This is a genomic window from Dyadobacter luticola (assembly GCF_005860805.1).
Taxonomy (GTDB): domain Bacteria; phylum Bacteroidota; class Bacteroidia; order Cytophagales; family Spirosomataceae; genus Dyadobacter; species Dyadobacter luticola.
Window position 1 is genome coordinate 783,858 of sequence record NZ_VCEJ01000004.1, and the last position, 16,287, is coordinate 800,144.

Genomic DNA, 16,287 nt, shown 5'->3' on the forward strand with positions numbered 1-16,287 from the left:
TTTCGGGAACTTTGCCCGGTAACGCTCAGGCGCTGCCGGGTTTTGCTTTTATGAGGATATTCCAAAGCCCTTTTACTTTTATCTTTTACCCGACCAAAACTTCCAAGTAGCGTCCATGAGATTTATCAAAATCCTGCTGACAATAATCGGTTCGATCATTCTGCTGTTGCTTCTGATCGTCGCAACCATGGTCACAACGATAGATCTGACGCCTTACCGGCAGATGGGTTATTATAGTGATTGGAAGAAAATCATCGGCGAAGCCAAACCAGATACGGCGGGATCTGCCGGGCAGCTGAGGGCGGGCTGGGCGAAAGTCAACATTACGCCTGCGTCCCCCACGCCGACTGCGGGTTACGGGAACAGACGGGGAAAACTGTACACTTCCGTCCACGACTCGATTTACGTGCGCGCCATGGTTGTCGATAATGGTGTGACCCAGGCGGCCATCGTCGCTGCCGACCTGCTGATCATTCCACCGACCGTGGTGGAAGTTTTGAAAAAGCGTCTGACCGAAAAGGAAGTGCCTTTTGAGCAGGTTTTTTTAGGCGCGACGCACAGTCATAATAGTATCGGCGGCTGGGGAACCGGGGTTTCCTCCTTGTTTTTTTCCGGAAAATTTGAGCAGGCAACTGTTGACCGACTGGCAGATGCATTTTATAAAGCGATTGTAGAAGCGAAGGCAAAACTGGAACCCGCCAAGCTCACTTATATGGAGTCGACAGACCGCGTGGATATCCGGAACAGGCTGGTAGGTGAGGAGGGAGACATTGATCCCGAGATCCGCTCGGCTGCATTTGTCACGCAATCCGGCAAGAAGGCCATATTAAGTTCTTTCGCCGCACATTCAACTGTTTTGAATTCCAAAAACATTGTCCTGTCCAGAGATTATCCGGGAATGCTGGTCGATTCGCTCGAAAATGGCCGTTATAATTTTGCGATGTACATGGCTGGCGCAGTAGGCAGCATGGGCCCGATTGAAAAAGGTACCGACGATTTTGATGAGGTGAAAAACCAGGCCTATGGTGTCCAAAAGGCATTACTTACACCCGAGCGGCCAGCCGAGGAAGCCAAAAACGCGACCCTGGAAACATTAACATTGCCACTCCCGCTCCGCGACCCTACGCCGAGGCTGACCATGAAATTAGTATTGCGTCCCTGGGCGTTTAAAAAAGGTTTTGGAGAGTATCCTGTTTTTGTAAAAGCATTACGCATCGGCAACATTCTGATGGTGGGTATGCCCTGCGATTTTTCGGGTGAGCTGGTGGGGGAGCTGGATATTTATGCCAAAAGCAAAGGGCTGAACCTGATGGTGACGAGTTTCAACGGAGCCTATATCGGCTACATTACCAGCGACAAATACTTTGACCGCGACCTGTACGAAACGAAAACCATGAGCTGGTACGGGCCGTATAATGGAGCGTATTTGTCGGAGGTGATCAAAGATATTATTGATAAACTTTCTTAAACTACCTGAACTATGAGGATTTTATTACTGCTGATTTTGAGTGTATTAACATTTCAGGGTATGGCACAAAAACCGGTGCGACTGGCGCTTGCAGGACTGAGTCACGGGCATGTGGGCTGGGCGTTTAACCGCTCGGACAAAAAAGATGTGGAACTGGTGGCGATTTACGAAACCAACCCGGAGCTGGTAAACCGTTTTGCAGAAAAATATAAGCTGGATAAAAAGATATTCTATTCTGACCTGAACAAGATGCTCGACGAAGCCAAGCCCGAGGCGGTATCGGCATTCGGAGCTATCAGTGAGCACATTACCATTGTAAAAGCCTGTGCGCCAAGAAAAATCCACGTGATGGTAGAAAAACCGTTGGCCACGACGTTTGCGGATGCAAAGGAAATCGCGGCGCTGGCGCAGAAAAACAACATTCAGGTTTTGACCAATTTCGAAACGTCCTGGTACGCCAGTAACCAGTATGTCAACAAGCTGGTGGAGGAAGGTAAGTTAGGAGATATCCGTAAAGTCATGGTCAACGATGGGCACCAGGGACCTCAGGAAATCGGTGTGGGTAAAGAATTCTTTGATATTTTGACCGATCCGGCTAAAAACGGAGCAGGCGCTCTGATTGATTTCGGCTGCTACGGCGCCAACCTCATGACCTGGCTTTTGAAAGGCGAGCGTCCACTTTCGGTGACCGCCGTGACGCACCAGGATAAGCCGGAAATTTATAAGAATGTGGATGATGAGGCGACGATCATTGTTCAGTATCCCAAGACACAATGTATCATTCAGGGCTCCTGGAACTGGTCTTTCGCCAGAAAAGACATGGAAGTGTTCGGTAATAAAGGCTACGCCGTAGCTGTAAATGCGACCACAGTGCGCCAGCGGTTCCAGGAAAAATCCCCCGAAGAAACCATCAAGCTCGACCCAAGACCAGCCCCCTACACCGACCCCTTTTCTGTCCTCGCCGACGTAGTACAAGGCCGGATCAAGCTGGACAAAAATGATATGTACGGTTTGCCGGTAAATGTCATTGCGGTTGAGATACTGGACGCGGCAAGGGAATCGGCAAAGGCTGGGAAGACGGTTTTTTTGAAGAAATGATCTTGTATGATGAAAGGACTGAATACTGACTTTGTATTTTAGTAAATAAAGCCAGACGAAACGGAATTCAGAAATGTTGCAGTACTATGGAAGCTTTAAGTAATCTTCAACTCGAATTATTGAAAGTGTATTCTCGTCCGGTTTCAGAGGACGATTTGCTTGCAATCAGACGCTTTTTGGCAAATTATTTCTCGGAAAAGGCAATGAATCTTGCTGATGCTGCCTGGGACAATAACGGCTGGACGGAAGCGGATTCGGAAAGATTGATGAATGAGCATTCCAGAAAATCAGGCAATGATTAAAGCAGTCATTGACACAAATATTTTTTGGGTTTCCATATCAAGACGCTCTTCTTCGCATTGGCTATTTGAAAAGTTGATCAAAGGTGAATTTATTTTGCCCGTAACGACTGAAATTTTGAGTGAATATGAAGAAATGATAAGTCAGAGAATGGGCGCGGAGGTAGCAAATGCGGTGATGGAAACACTGGACTGTCTACCAAATGTAGAGTTGATCACCCGCTATTACCAATGGAGGTTGGTCACTGCTGATCCTGATGACGATAAGTTTGTAGATCGTGCTGTCGCATGTAACGCCGACTTTCTGGTTACACACGACAGCCACTTTAATGCTATCAGTAGAATCCCATTTCCAAAAGTCAATGTGGTTGATTTGAAAACTTTTCAGCCAACATTAACTTTTTAAAATCAAAACCCAAACAATCCCCCTCCCTTTTTTCGCGTCCGACTTGAAGTGCTTTTCCCGAATAACATCCCAAAAACGCCGCGTACTACTTCCCGGCCGATTTGTTTGGCGAGGGGCGAGTTGAGGGCGTCGGAGACCATGCTGGTTTGCTCCTTTTCCTTTTTTGCTTCGACTTTGGCGACTTCGGCCTGCGCTTTTGCTTCTTCAGCGACCTTCGCATTGGCTTCAACCCGCTTGGTCAGCATTTCGTACGCACTTTCCGGGTCAATCGGATCTTTGTATTTCTGGTAAACTTCCGATTGCTGTACGTGATTATCGTAATCAGCCTGCACCATCGGCCCCATGATGGAAGTGGGCGGCAGCAAATGTGTGGCGGCTACTTCGGTCGGGATACCTTTTTCATTTAAAACCGTAATCAGCGCCTGGCCGATACCTAATGTGGTCAAAACCTGGTCGATGGCGTAAAAATCTGACTTCGGATAAGTTTTGACAGTCTGTTTCAGCGCGTCGGCGTCTTGCGGTGTAAATGCCCGCAGAACGTGCTGCACGCGGTTGCCAAGCTGCGAAAGGACGGATACCGGAACATCCTGCGACATTTGGGTACAAAAGAAAATCCCGACACCTTTTGAGCGTATTAACCTGACTACCTGCTCGATCTGGTCAAGAAATGCCCGCGGCGCATCTTTAAATAGTAAATGCGCTTCGTCCAGAAAGAAAACCAATTTTGGTTTATCAAGATCGCCTGCTTCCGGTAATTTGGAATAAAGCTCGGCCAGCAAACTGAGCATGAATGTGGAGAAAAGCGCCGGCTTGTCCTGCACATCCGAAATATTGAGCAGACTAATTACTCCCTGCCCGTCGATGCGGTTGATAAGATCGTCAATGTCAAAAGATTTTTCACCAAAAATAGTACCGACACCCTGCTGTTCCAGCGCGACGATTTTGCGTAAGATTGTGCCCGCAGTCGAGGTGGAAATGCTGCCATAATCTGCCTTAATCTCCGCCGCGCCTGGACCTTCCGACAAGTAACTCAGGACTTTTTTCAAGTCATTGAGATCCACCATTGGCAGGTCTTTGTCATCGGCGTATTTAAACAAAATAGCCAAAACACCGGCCTGGGTCTCGTTTAGCTCAAATATTTTAGATAACAATATTGGCCCGAATTCCAGTATTGTCGCCCTCATCTGGGCGCCCTTCCGGCCACTCAGCGAGTAGAGTTCGACTGGGTATCCTTTGGGCTCAAAAACCGTCCCCAGCACCTGCGAGCGTTCTTCCAAGGCGGCATTCGACTTGCCAGGTTGCGCAATTCCCGACAAATCCCCTTTAATATCGGACATGAAAACCGGTACGCCGGCGGCAGATAATTGTTCGGCAAAAACCTGTAATGTCCGCGTCTTTCCCGAACCCGTCGCTCCTGCAACAAGTCCGTGCCGGTTCATCATTCGCAGCGGCAGGCTTACCTTTGCCTCGCCGATAATTTCACCGTCCAGAATCGCCGAGCCCAGGTGGATCACAGGCTTGTCTGTCTGATAGGATTTTTGAATGGCTGCGACAAACTGTTCTTTTTTCGACACAGTGATTTGGGGTTATAGGTTGTAGAATGATTATTCACAAAATTTAAATGTTTCGGGAATATTCCAAGGTTACCTCCTTATTTTTGGTAAAATAATAATCTTTTGAGATATACTATTACTTTTCGTATGTTCTTGTATTTGCAAAATTTTATTAGGTATTTTGGAATGTTCGCTTAATATTTATTCTGAATAATCTTTTTAGATCCAATACTTACCGTTTATGCTTAGCAGAGTTGCCAACTCAATTTACTGGATGAACCGTTATATGGAGCGGGTTGAAAATTATGCCCGTTTTGTAGGAGTTAACTTCAATCTGGCTTTGGATCTGCCGCCCGACGTGGACGAACAGTGGGAACCGCTCCTGATTGCAACTGCTGACCATTATCTTTTTTATAAATATTACGAAAAGCCTACAAAAGAGGATGTTATACATTTTATGACATTCGATAAGCGGAACCCGAATTCGATTATCAGCTGCTTGTACGAGGCGCGTGAAAACGCCAGGACGATTCGCGAAACGATCTCGAAAGAGATGTGGGAGAGCATTAATACATTCTATCTCTCGATCCGCGGCGCTTCGCCGGACAATTTCCGGAATATGGACCACATGCAATCCTATTTTACCGATATCCGTAAAAATTGCCAGCTTTTTCACGGTGTGGTAGATGCTTCGATCACCCGGAATGAGGCCTGGCATTTTGGCCGGCTGGGACGGCATATCGAGCGCGCCGACAAATGTTCGCGGTTCCTGGATGTAAAATATTTTACCTTATTGCAGGATTCGGGCACCTCGGGTTCCACGTTGGACCTGATGCTCTGGACAGCGGTTTTGAAATCCGTCAGCGCCTATAATATGTATCGGCAAACACACCGCGCACTCACGCCGATGAACATTGTGGCGTTTCTGATCCTGGATAAACTTTTCCCGAGGTCCATCGCCTATTGCGTCCGCCAGGCCGAACTATCATTATATGCCGTCGCAGGTTCGATTCCCGAGCGCGGACATAGCAACCCCGCCGAGCGCGCTTTGAGCAAAATCCGCAGTGAGCTGGAATTCACCGACGTGGAGGATGTTTTTAAGGCGGGCCTGCATGAATACCTGGATAAATTTCAGACTAAAAACAATGAGGTAGACTCCGCCATTTTCGACATGTATTTCGGACTGGAAACCGGACAGTCGCAAAGCCAGTCGCAGGGTTACGGTTCGGGGCATTTGCGCGGTCAGTGGATGAATTAAATTTAGCAGGAGAAGAAAATATAAAATCCGAACTACATTAGATTCCGTATATCAAGATAGTTTGATGCTAAAATTGCGCTTTCTGGCGTGCCAGGGCAATTTTGATGATAGCGAAGCAGATTTTGACCGGTTACCTTTAGCGGTACGCCGGAAACTCACTGGTCTGGTTGTTTGTTCAAAATTCTGATTGCAGAGAGGGAAATTTAGTATTTTTACAAACTAAACAAAAAGAGGAATTCTAGATCGTGACGTTAATTAAATCTATCTCAGGAATCAGAGGTATCGTGGGAGGAAAATCGGGAGAGGGTCTGACTCCGATTGATGTTGTTAAGTTTGCTGCTGCATACGGAACCTGGTTGAGGCGTACAAATCCACAAAATTCAAAGGTAATTATCGGTCGGGATGCGCGTCTTTCGGGAGAAATGGTGAGCCGCCTCGTCGCCGGAACATTGCAAGGTGTTGGGCTTCATGTAATTGACCTGGGCCTTTCCACCACGCCAACTGTTGAGATAGCTGTTACTGCTGAGCAGGCCGCAGGCGGCGTCATCCTTACTGCCAGCCACAATCCTATCCAGTGGAATGCCCTCAAACTGCTAAATCACGACGGAGAATTTATTTCAGAAGCCGACGGAGAAGAAGTTCTGCGGATTGCCGACCAGGAAGATTTCGCATTTGTTGACGTCAAAAAACTGGGCAGCTACCAGGCTGACGATACATATCTTCAAAAACACATTGATCACGTCCTTGCATTGCCGCTTGTTGACGTAGAAGCAATCAGAAACGCCAATTTCAGAATCGTGGTTGATGCGGTGAATTCTACCGGCGGTATTGTTGTCCCTATGTTACTAGAAGCACTGGGTGTTTCAACCAAGAATATAAAAAAACTACACTGTGATCCTACCGGAAATTTTGCCCATAATCCCGAGCCGCTTCCTGAACACCTTCGCGATATCAGCAAAGAGCTGAATAATGGTTCATTTAACTTAGGTATTGTAGTTGATCCGGATGTGGACCGCCTGGCTTTAATGTGCGAAGACGGAACGCCTTTTGGCGAAGAATACACCCTCGTAGCGGTTGCGGACTTTGTTTTGAAAAACACACCCGGAAATACCGTTTCCAATCTTTCATCCACAGCAGCACTAAAAGATGTGACTGTGAAAGCAGGCGCTAAATATTTCGCGTCGGCGGTAGGAGAGGTGAATGTGGTGAATATGATGAAGGAAAACAATGCGATCATCGGTGGCGAAGGAAATGGCGGGGTGATCTATCCCGAAAGCCACTACGGACGTGATGCCTTGGTAGGTATTGCCTTGTTTCTGACGCATTTAGCCAAATTTGGGAAGACAGCTTCTGTTTTAAGAAGATCTTATCCAAATTATTATATCTCAAAAAATAAAATAGAGCTTACGCCGGATATCAATGTTGACAACATTCTGAACCGGATACAAACACGCTACGCCCGACAGCCACACAATACGATTGATGGTGTACGGATTGAATTTGACCGTGAGTGGGTGCATTTGCGCAAGTCAAATACCGAGCCGATCATCCGGATTTATTCTGAATCCGAAACGCAGACCACGGCGATCAATTTGGCGAACAAGATCATTTCGGACATTAAGGAGATCATTTCCGAGCCGAAGAAATAAGGAAATTATGAAAGTTTATCTGGATAATGCTGCTACCACCCGGCTTGACCCGGAGGTGCTGGAAGTAATGCTGCCGCTCATGACCGAGCAGTTTGGTAACCCTTCTTCCATACATTCTTACGGACGCGCCGTGCGCTCGTCCGTAGAGCGCGCCCGAAAAAGTATTGCAGGAATCCTGAATGCGGCTCCGGCTGAAATTTTCTTCACTTCCGGAGGTACTGAGGCAGATAACACAGCGATTTGTTCCAGCATTGAGACGCTTGGACTCAAACACGCCATCACGTCCAGGATCGAGCACCACGCAGTTTTACATACTCTACAACATTTACAAAAAACCGGCCGGATTCAGCTAAGTTTTGTCAACCTCAACGAAAAAGGAGAAGTTGATCTGGAACATCTGGAAACATTGCTGGCGTCGAACCCGAGATCATTGGTTTCGCTGATGCATGGAAACAATGAGGTGGGAAATCTGCTGGATTTGGATGCTGCCGGGGATATTTGTGAAAGATACAATGCTGTTTTTCACAGTGATACGGTGCAAACGATGGGTCACTACAAGCATGACCTGCAAAAATTGAAAGCCAATTTTATTGTCGGCGCTGCCCATAAATTCAATGGTCCCAAAGGTGTCGGCTTTTTATATGTCCGTCCAGGAATCAAAATTGCGCCATTTGTGCACGGTGGCGCGCAAGAGCGGAACATGCGCGGCGGTACCGAGAACATTTACGGGATTGTTGGTCTGGCGAAAGCTTTGGAAATAGCGTATCGCGATATGGCCGAGCATCAGCGCCACATTGAAGGGTTGAAAAAACGCATGATCGAAAAGCTTCGTGCGGAAATTGACGGGGTAACATTCAATGGTAACTCCGAGGATTTGGATAAAAGCCTTTATACCGTTTTAAATGTAAGCCTGCCACCGTCCGATATCAGCGATATGTTGCTTTTCAACCTGGATATTGCAGGAATCGCAGTCTCAGGCGGGAGCGCTTGTTCGAGCGGGACGGATATCGGCTCCCATGTTTTGAATGAACTGAACATTGATCCCGATCGCGCTAATGTTCGTTTTTCTTTTGGGAAATATAATACCGAAGAAGAAATCGATTACGCGGTGAAAACGCTGGCGGATCTGTATAAGAAAGAAAGTGTTATTATCTAAAAGAAAACCAGCCGTTTAACTAAACGGCTGGTTTTGTAATAAGGTCTTCCAAAGCCTCGATCCAGATATCGCTATCGTTGAGGCTCTCTACAAGCTGCCAGTGCTGGCCACCTGCCTTTTCAAAAATCTCTTTATATTCTTCGCCTACTTCGATGGTTGTTTCCAGACAGTCGGCCACAAATGCCGGGGAAAACGCCAGCGCATTTTTGACGCCTTTTTTAGTCAGTTCCGGGATAACTTCGTCGGTATAAGGTTTAATCCACGGATTTTTGCCTAATCTTGATTGAAAGCAGGTGGTATATTTTCCTTCCGGAATCTGCATTTCTTTCACCAATAATCGAGTTGTTTCGAAGCATTGCGCGCGGTAGCAATGTTGGTTGCGCTCATCCAATTTATCGCAGCAGGTGCCGAATTGACAGAAATTACCAGTTACATCACCTTTTGTGATCTGTCTTTCGGGCAGGCCGTGATAGCTGAATACAAAATGATCGTACTCGCGCTGCGCCATGTATTTTTTACCAAGATTGGCAAAACCTTCAATGAATTTTGGGTGATCGAGAAAACGGTTGACGAAACGGATTTCCGGCAATACCTCCCAATCTTTAACAACTTCCATCACCTCCTTATAAACCGAGCCGGTAGAGGCAGAGGCATATTGCGGGAAGAAAGGTACGACGACGATTTCAGACAAAGTGTGCTTTCTCAGCGCCTTCAAGCCACTTTCAATGCTGGGACTTTGGTACCGCATCGCGAGTTCAACAATGTAATCATCACCTAAAACCCTTTGCAATTTTTCTTTTACCGAGAATCCATAAATTTTCAAAGGAGAGCCATCGGGACGCCAGAGCTGCTTGTAAATTTTCGCCGATTTTGGCGCGCGGAAAGGGGCAATGATCAGGTTGATCAGCAGCCAGCGGTTCACGTAAGGGATGTCGATCACCCGCTCGTCCATCAAAAACTGACGTAAATATTTGCGCACATCCGGTACGGAAGGGCTGTCGGGCGTACCTAAATTAACAATAAGGACGCCGGTTTTCCTGATCGCTTTTTTTTCTTCTGAAAACGTCTGTTGCGCTGAAATGTAAGTATTCATCCTAAGTTTTTTAATCCTTTACAATTCAAGAATCACCTCACGAAGTGCCGCCTGCGCCGACCATTCGCGGTTAGCAGCCTGCTCGATCACCAGCGATCTGGGGCCGTCGAGCACCTCGTCGGCCACTTTCATATTTCGTCTGAGCGGCAGGCAGTGCATGAATTTACCATTATCCGTTCTCGCCATTTTTGCCTCCGTAATCATCCAGGACGGATCGCTGGTCAATACTTGACCATAATGTTCATACGACGACCAGTTTTTGCCATAAACAAAATCCGCGCCTTCCAATGCTTTGTCCTGGTCATAAATTACCTGACCTTTTCCTACGAATTCAGGCGCCAGATCATACCCCTCTGGGTGCGTGATCACCAGCTCGACATCCATCGGGTTCATCCACTCGCAGAACGAGTTAGCAACCGCCTGCGGCAATGCTTTGAAATGCGGAAGCCAGGTTAACACCACTTTCGGGCGCTTTTTTATCTTAAATTCTTCAATGGTAATACAGTCGGCCAGAGACTGCAGCGGGTGCCTGGTAGCCGATTCCAGGTTTACGATTGGCACCTCCGCGTATTTTTTGAATTGCTGAAAAACGATTTCTGAATAATCTTTTTCCCTGTCCTGCAAGCCGGCAAAAGAGCGGATCCCGATAATGTCGCAATAGCTGCCGATCACCGCCGCGGCTTCCTTCACATGCTCGGCTTTATCGCCATTCATGATCACGCCCTCTTCCATTTCAAGGCCCCAGCCGTCCTGCCCCACATTCATGGTAATCACATTCAGGCCCAGGTTTTGCGCCGCTTTTTGGGTACTGATCCTGGTACGAAGGCTTGAATTGAAAAACAGCAACCCTATGGTTTTGTTTTTTCCTAATTCACTCTCTGCAAACGGGTTGCGTTTGGCAGCGATACCATTACTGATCAGTTGATTAAGATCTGTGACGTCTTTTATCGAAAGGAAATGTTTCATTCAGTTAGTAGTTCAGACAAGGTTTTGATCTGATTATGACCTTGTTCCGGCTTCCTCAGGTTAGGCTTAATTAAATATTGGGTACGGCAACTTCTTTTCTGAGAGCTTCCAGAAAAATGTCCGCTTCTTTTTTACTCAAAGCAAGCGACGGCAGTAATCTGATCGTGTTGCTACCCGCTACTCCGGTAAAGATTTTATGTTCAAAAAGTAATTTGTTACGCAGGTCTTTTACGGGAAAATCAAATTCAATCCCGATCATTAGACCTCTGCCTCTCAATTCTTTATAACCACCGATTTCTTTAATCCCCTCAAAAAGATAATCTCCGATATCGGAAGCATTCTCAATCAGATTCTCATCTTTCATAATGTCCAGCACCGCCACGCCTGCTGCGCAAGCCAGGTGATTTCCACCAAATGTTGTTCCCAGCAAACCGTAGCTCGCTTTAAATTTGGGAGAAATCAAAATTCCGCCGATCGGGAAACCGTTGCCCATACCTTTCGCCATGGAAATGATATCGGGTTCGATGCCGCTGAATTGGAATGAAAAGAACTTTCCGGTACGTCCGTAGCCGCATTGCACGCTATCCAGGATGAGCACCGCGCCGGTTTCGTCGCATTTTCTTCTTAATGTTTGCAAAAATTCGTCTGAGCAAACATTAATACCGCCCACGCCCTGGATACCTTCTACGATTACCGCGCAAACTTCATCCGTAATGCCCTCGCTTGCCGCTTCAACATCGTTGAAAGGAAGAAAAGTAACGTGCTCTGAATAGTTAATCGGTGCTACAATTGCAGGATTATCTGTCGCCGCAACCGCCCCGGCCGTACGACCGTGGAAAGACTTGGTGAAAGAAATCACTTTTGTCCTCTTATTATGAAAAGATGCTAGTTTCAATGCATTTTCATTGGCTTCGGCCCCTGAGTTGCACAGAAACAATTTATAATCCGGAAAGCCTGAAAGCTCACCTAGCTTTACCGCCAGTTCTTCCTGCAAGGATATTTTAACAGAATTGGAATAAAAACTGATCGCATGAAGCTGGTTCGTCAGTTTCTCAACGTAGTAAGGATGGCAGTGCCCAACTGAAATCACGGCATGCCCGCCATACAAATCAAGATACTCCGTTCCATTCTGGTCCCACAAATAACTCCCCTGCGCCTTGACAGGTTCGATATCGTAGAGGGGGTAAACATCAAATAAATGTGACATAATGGTATTGCAATGCTATTTTTTTCAAAATCAATTTAAAATGCCGCCGCCTTCAATCTCAATCCCGAATCCTCAGGCAAACCAAACAATAAATTCATATTTTGTACCGCCTGGCCGGATGCTCCTTTTGTGAGGTTGTCGATAATGCTTGAGATCAGTAACTGTCCGTCGTGCAGTTCGAGCTGGATCAGGCATTTGTTGGTGTTGACAACTTGCTTCAAATCAATCGGCGCGTCACTGACGTGCGTGAAAGGGTGCGATTCGTAGAAGTTTTTGTAAAGCGTTTTGGCTTCTTCCAGACTGCCGCTGAATGGCGTGTAAACATTGGCCATAATACCCCTCGTAAAATCACCGCGGTAAGGAATGAAGTTGATCGCTTTGTCAAATTCTGATTGTAACTTCCTCACACTCATTTTGATTTCGGTCAAATGCTGGTGCGTAAATGCTTTGTAAATCGAAACATTATTGTTCCGCCAAGCGAAATGCGAAGTAGCATTTAGCGACTGACCTGCACCGGTACTTCCCGTAACTGCACTTACATGCACATCGTTTTTGATCAATCCGGCCGATGCGAGCGGTAGAAGTGCAAGTTCGATACTTGTGGCGAAACAACCTGGATTCGCAATTTTGGATGCCTCCCTGATCTTTTCTTTTTGCAATTCCGGCAAGCCGTAAACAAAACCATTTGATTCATCCCGAAAGTCGGTACTTAAGTCAATGATCTTGACAGTTTCGGGAACAATATATTCACTCAAAAACTTGCTGGATTCTCCGTGGCCTGAGCAAAGAAAAATCGCATTCAGGCTTTCGTCATTTAATAAAACCTGAATGTCATCACCGGAAAATGTCAGATCCGTATCGCCCAGCAAATCCGTATGCGTCGCATAAACCGGTTTTCCTGCCTGGCTCTTGCTATGCGCAAAAACAATTTCAGCCTGCGGGTGATTAATCAAAATCCGGATCAATTCACCACCTGTATATCCCGCAGCGCCAATGATGCCTATGTTAATTTTTGTCATTTCTCAGTTATTCGACTCGCTCACTTTCTGATAAATCATCACCTGATTCGAAGCGACTTTTGAAAATCCTCTTACGTCATCGCCGGTCCAGGCGTTGTTCATTTCTCCGTAACTGCCAAATGCAGAAGACATTAAGTCGTAAGGCGACTCGATTCCTTCGACGTGAAAACGGTACGAGGCAAGATAAACATGCACCTTGCCAGTTACATGGCTTTGCGTATCTGTCAGGAATGTTTCAATATTCCGCATGACCGGCTCTACAAACTGACCTTTGTGCAACAAGCTGCCGTACCAGTTTGAAAGCTGCTCTTTCCAGTAAAGTTGCTGCTCACTCAAAACATGTTTTTCAAGCGTATGATGCGCTTTAATAATGATCAGCGGAGCCGCAGCCTCAAAACCAACACGTCCTTTGATTCCAATAATCGTATCTCCAACGTGGATATCCCGGCCAATTCCGAAAGGCTGGGCGATCGCCGCCAACTTCTGGATGGCTGCCACTGAATTTTCGAATGTTTCTCCCGCAACACCTTTCAGCTCACCTTTTACAAATTCGAGCGTGATGCTCTCCGGCTCAGTTTTGGAAATCTGGGTTGGCCAGGCCGATTCCGGCAGGTATTTTTCGGAAGTCAATGTTTCTTTTCCACCAACCGACGTACCCCACAGACCTTTGTTAATGCTGTAAGCCGCTTTCGCCCACTCGCGTCCCACACCTTTTTTCGTCAGATATTCGATCTCAGCTTCGCGGGACAGTTTCAGGTCGCGGATCGGGGTAATGATCTCGGCATCCGGAATAATAATCCGGAATGCCATATCAAACCTCACCTGGTCATTTCCCGCACCGGTACTTCCATGCGCAATCGCACTCGCACCGATTTCCTTCGCATATTCTGCCACAGCAACTGCCTGAAAAACACGCTCAGCGCTTACAGAAAGCGGGTAAGTATTGTTTTTAAGGATATTTCCGAAAATCAGATATTTGATACAATCATTATAGTAATCACTGGTTTTCGAAATCGTCGCATGTTTTTTGACACCCAAAGCGTAAGCATTGGATTCGATCGTCTTCAATTCTTCTTCTGAAAAACCACCGGTATCCACCAAAACTGAGTGGACTTCGTAACCTTTATCTTCGGCTAAATATTTTACACAAAAAGAGGTATCTAATCCTCCGCTAAATGCTAATACTACTTTGGGCTGTGACATTATGATGAATTCGGACTGTGTTAAGCTTAATGGATTACAAAGAAACAAAAAAATACCTCGCATCGGGCTTTAAAAGCGGCCGGGCGAGGTATTTCAAGATGGTTGGATCTATATACGTGCGCAGTACTTAGTGTACCAGCATGGCCCCGGCGTTTTTCTTTCTGGATCGTTCCTCCCTTCGCAACAAAATGCGTTGCTTGATACGCATCCAGCGCTCATACAGGCTTGACTCCTTCAAAAAGTCCCAGGAATGTTTTTCAGGTTCTACTCCGGCGGTCGTCTCGGCAACGGAATTCTTTTTATCATCCGGATCATACATCATGCCGGTGCAGAGGCAATGTTTTCTGCCTGTCCGGGTGAGTACGTCATAATTTACGCAGCTTGCACAACCTTTCCAGAATGCATCATCCGCAGGTAACTCGCTGAAAGTAACCGGCTCGTAGCCCAGATCCGAGTTGATTTTCATCACCGGCAAACTGGTTGTAATGCCGATAATCTTGGCATCCGGGTATTTTTTGCGCGAAAGTTCAAAGGCTTTCTGCTTGATCGCTTTGGCCATTCCGCTATTCCGGAAATCAGGATGTACAATCAGGCCCGAGTTGGCGACAAACTTTCCGTGTTCCCAGGTTTCAATGTAACAAAAACCAACCCATTCTCCGGTATCTGTTGTAGCAATGATTGCCTTCCCTTCTACCATTTTTTCCATGATATAAACGGGCGAGCGTTTTGCTATACCTGTACCACGCTTTTTGGCGCTCTCCTCCATTTCTGCGCAAATTGTATCGGCAAAATGGAGATGATTTTCATTGGCAGTCTGAACTATAAACTTACTGCCCACTACTTCGGTATTTTTCATTATGGCTGTGCTGACAAAAAATTCGAAACAAAAATAACTACCCAGAATAAAACGATGGGACGTTTAGGATTTTAGTAAGAAAGTGGGGTAGAGAATTTTACCACGTAGGTAAAAGAGAGTTATGCGGTCCACAGGGACCTGAATCGAAAAGGCGTAGTATGAAGAACAGTATGTATGCCGTTGCTATTCATTGACTTGCTTTGAGTCTAATAGGGTGCAAATTTTGAAAAAAAATTTGTCACTCCAAAGAAACAGAAGATATATTTTTATGGTTCGCCCAATCGTAAAAGTTTTGTAATCTTTGGAGATTCCGGTCTATTTAACTTTTTTAAAAACACTATTATTGCGCGGCAAACGCTCTTTTTTATTTAATCTGGCATGTTAGAGATCAGTACGGACGACATTCTTAACGGGTATATAAATGGGATATTTCCAATGGCAGAGTCTGACGGTTCTATCTACTGGTATTCGCCCAATCCGCGGGCGATTATTCCGATTGACACCTATAAACCTTCCAAATCGCTCCGGCCGATTTTAAACAGAAAATACTTTGATATCAGGGTTAATACCAATTTTGAAGGTGTGATGCGTGGCTGCTCTGGTCCGCGCGTCGGTGAGCCTGGGACCTGGATCTCGGAAGGCATTATTGCAAGTTATGTGGCTTTGCACAGGCTGGGATATGCGCATAGCGTGGAATCCTGGCGCGACGGCCGGCTCGTAGGCGGACTTTATGGTGTGTCTATTAATGGTGTTTTCTTTGGCGAATCGATGTTTACGATAGAAAGTAACGCGTCCAAAGTAGCATTTCACTATCTGATTCAAATACTGAAACTCAACCGTTTTTCGCTGCTGGATACGCAGTTTATTAATGATAATGTGCTCCGGTACGGTGCAATCGAGATTCCGCGGGAAGAATATCTCGAACTTCTGCAAAATGCATTGAAAGTAAAAAGAAACTTTGACGGCCGCGTGCTCGCCACGCTTTAACCGCATACCGGCGATCGAAGCTCGTTTCCTTTGAAATATTATTACTTTTGGCCTCCAATTCCAGCATTT

At 46.3% G+C, this 16,287-nt stretch carries 15 protein-coding genes; 8 read left to right on the plus strand and 7 right to left on the minus strand.

The features are described from left to right. Positions 1–115: 115 nt before the first annotated feature. The 4 genes from FEN17_RS14085 to FEN17_RS14100 all read left to right on the plus strand — a co-directional run bounded on the left by FEN17_RS14085 (position 116) and on the right by FEN17_RS14100 (position 3,271). On the plus strand, positions 116–1,468 hold the full coding sequence (locus FEN17_RS14085) for a neutral/alkaline non-lysosomal ceramidase N-terminal domain-containing protein (protein ID WP_138365987.1): 1,353 nt from the start codon (positions 116–118) through the stop codon (positions 1,466–1,468). Positions 1,469–1,480: 12 nt separating this feature from the next. Then, the gene (locus FEN17_RS14090) at positions 1,481–2,566 is read left to right on the plus strand and encodes a Gfo/Idh/MocA family protein (protein ID WP_138365988.1); all 1,086 of its coding nucleotides are present in this window, start codon (positions 1,481–1,483) and stop codon (positions 2,564–2,566) included. 86 nt (positions 2,567–2,652) lie between these two features. After that, positions 2,653–2,868 carry a DUF8507 family protein gene (locus tag FEN17_RS14095; RefSeq protein ID WP_138365989.1) on the plus strand — a complete coding sequence of 72 codons (216 nt, stop codon included), beginning with the start codon at positions 2,653–2,655 and terminating at the stop codon, positions 2,866–2,868. Beyond that, complete coding sequence (locus FEN17_RS14100) at positions 2,837–3,271, plus strand: putative toxin-antitoxin system toxin component, PIN family (protein ID WP_138365990.1); 435 nt, start codon at positions 2,837–2,839, stop codon at positions 3,269–3,271. Before FEN17_RS14095 ends, FEN17_RS14100 begins: the two co-directional genes overlap by 32 nt. 2 nt (positions 3,272–3,273) lie before the next feature. Here the strand turns inward: FEN17_RS14100 and FEN17_RS14105 are convergent, their stop codons facing one another. Continuing rightward, positions 3,274–4,845 (minus strand): helicase HerA-like domain-containing protein, encoded by a 1,572-nt coding sequence (locus FEN17_RS14105; protein WP_138365991.1) that lies wholly within the window; start codon positions 4,843–4,845, stop codon positions 3,274–3,276. A 220-nt stretch (positions 4,846–5,065) separates the two neighbouring features. On the opposite strand from FEN17_RS14105, the gene FEN17_RS14110 reads away from it, so the two are divergent. The 3 genes from FEN17_RS14110 (at position 5,066) to FEN17_RS14120 (ending at position 8,887) form a co-directional block, all read left to right on the plus strand. Next, positions 5,066–6,082 carry an alpha-E domain-containing protein gene (locus FEN17_RS14110; RefSeq protein WP_138365992.1) on the plus strand — a complete coding sequence of 339 codons (1,017 nt, stop codon included), beginning with the start codon at positions 5,066–5,068 and terminating at the stop codon, positions 6,080–6,082. A 245-nt stretch (positions 6,083–6,327) separates the two neighbouring features. Next, a complete protein-coding gene (gene glmM, locus FEN17_RS14115) occupies positions 6,328–7,731 on the plus strand; it encodes a phosphoglucosamine mutase (RefSeq protein ID WP_138365993.1) in 1,404 nt (467 codons plus the stop codon). Positions 7,732–7,738: 7 nt separating this feature from the next. Next, positions 7,739–8,887, plus strand: coding sequence for a cysteine desulfurase family protein (locus FEN17_RS14120; protein ID WP_138365994.1), 1,149 nt, complete (start codon positions 7,739–7,741; stop codon positions 8,885–8,887). A gap of 19 nt (positions 8,888–8,906) precedes the next feature. Here FEN17_RS14120 and hemH read toward each other — a convergent pair whose 3' ends face one another. The 6 genes from hemH to FEN17_RS14150 form a co-directional block, all read right to left on the minus strand. Further along, positions 8,907–9,980, minus strand: coding sequence for a ferrochelatase (gene hemH / locus FEN17_RS14125; RefSeq protein WP_138365995.1), 1,074 nt, complete (start codon positions 9,978–9,980; stop codon positions 8,907–8,909). An 18-nt stretch (positions 9,981–9,998) separates the two neighbouring features. Further along, positions 9,999–10,946, minus strand: a complete 948-nt coding sequence (locus FEN17_RS14130) for an N-acetylornithine carbamoyltransferase (protein ID WP_138365996.1) — start codon at positions 10,944–10,946, stop codon at positions 9,999–10,001. Between the two features lie 70 nt (positions 10,947–11,016). After that, positions 11,017–12,153, minus strand: a complete 1,137-nt coding sequence (locus FEN17_RS14135; protein WP_138365997.1) for an aspartate aminotransferase family protein — start codon at positions 12,151–12,153, stop codon at positions 11,017–11,019. A 35-nt stretch (positions 12,154–12,188) separates the two neighbouring features. Further along, positions 12,189–13,172 carry an N-acetyl-gamma-glutamyl-phosphate reductase gene (gene argC / locus FEN17_RS14140; protein WP_138365998.1) on the minus strand — a complete coding sequence of 328 codons (984 nt, stop codon included), beginning with the start codon at positions 13,170–13,172 and terminating at the stop codon, positions 12,189–12,191. Between the two features lie 3 nt (positions 13,173–13,175). Beyond that, positions 13,176–14,375: an argininosuccinate synthase gene (locus FEN17_RS14145; protein WP_138365999.1), complete on the minus strand. Its 1,200-nt coding sequence runs from the start codon at positions 14,373–14,375 to the stop codon at positions 13,176–13,178. 127 nt (positions 14,376–14,502) lie between these two features. After that, on the minus strand, positions 14,503–15,231 hold the full coding sequence (locus FEN17_RS14150) for a GNAT family N-acetyltransferase (protein ID WP_138366000.1): 729 nt from the start codon (positions 15,229–15,231) through the stop codon (positions 14,503–14,505). A gap of 378 nt (positions 15,232–15,609) precedes the next feature. On the opposite strand from FEN17_RS14150, the gene aat reads away from it, so the two are divergent. After that, positions 15,610–16,218, plus strand: a complete 609-nt coding sequence (aat, locus tag FEN17_RS14155; RefSeq protein ID WP_138366001.1) for a leucyl/phenylalanyl-tRNA--protein transferase — start codon at positions 15,610–15,612, stop codon at positions 16,216–16,218. The last annotated feature ends 69 nt before the right edge of the window (positions 16,219–16,287 follow it).

What these genes read in the sequence shown, in the direction of transcription:
- FEN17_RS14085 (WP_138365987.1), top strand. Translation starts at nt 116, where the DNA reads ATGAGATTTATCAAAATCCTGCTGACAATAATCGGTTCGATCATTCTG.
- FEN17_RS14090 (WP_138365988.1), top strand. Translation starts at nt 1,481, where the DNA reads ATGAGGATTTTATTACTGCTGATTTTGAGTGTATTAACATTTCAGGGT.
- FEN17_RS14095 (WP_138365989.1), top strand. Translation starts at nt 2,653, where the DNA reads ATGGAAGCTTTAAGTAATCTTCAACTCGAATTATTGAAAGTGTATTCT.
- FEN17_RS14100 (WP_138365990.1), top strand. Translation starts at nt 2,837, where the DNA reads ATGAGCATTCCAGAAAATCAGGCAATGATTAAAGCAGTCATTGACACA.
- FEN17_RS14110 (WP_138365992.1), top strand. Translation starts at nt 5,066, where the DNA reads ATGCTTAGCAGAGTTGCCAACTCAATTTACTGGATGAACCGTTATATG.
- FEN17_RS14120 (WP_138365994.1), top strand. Translation starts at nt 7,739, where the DNA reads ATGAAAGTTTATCTGGATAATGCTGCTACCACCCGGCTTGACCCGGAG.
- hemH (WP_138365995.1), bottom strand. Translation starts at nt 9,980, where the DNA reads ATGAATACTTACATTTCAGCGCAACAGACGTTTTCAGAAGAAAAAAAA.
- FEN17_RS14130 (WP_138365996.1), bottom strand. Translation starts at nt 10,946, where the DNA reads ATGAAACATTTCCTTTCGATAAAAGACGTCACAGATCTTAATCAACTG.
- FEN17_RS14135 (WP_138365997.1), bottom strand. Translation starts at nt 12,153, where the DNA reads ATGTCACATTTATTTGATGTTTACCCCCTCTACGATATCGAACCTGTC.
- argC (WP_138365998.1), bottom strand. Translation starts at nt 13,172, where the DNA reads ATGACAAAAATTAACATAGGCATCATTGGCGCTGCGGGATATACAGGT.
- FEN17_RS14145 (WP_138365999.1), bottom strand. Translation starts at nt 14,375, where the DNA reads ATGTCACAGCCCAAAGTAGTATTAGCATTTAGCGGAGGATTAGATACC.
- FEN17_RS14150 (WP_138366000.1), bottom strand. Translation starts at nt 15,231, where the DNA reads ATGAAAAATACCGAAGTAGTGGGCAGTAAGTTTATAGTTCAGACTGCC.
- aat (WP_138366001.1), top strand. Translation starts at nt 15,610, where the DNA reads ATGTTAGAGATCAGTACGGACGACATTCTTAACGGGTATATAAATGGG.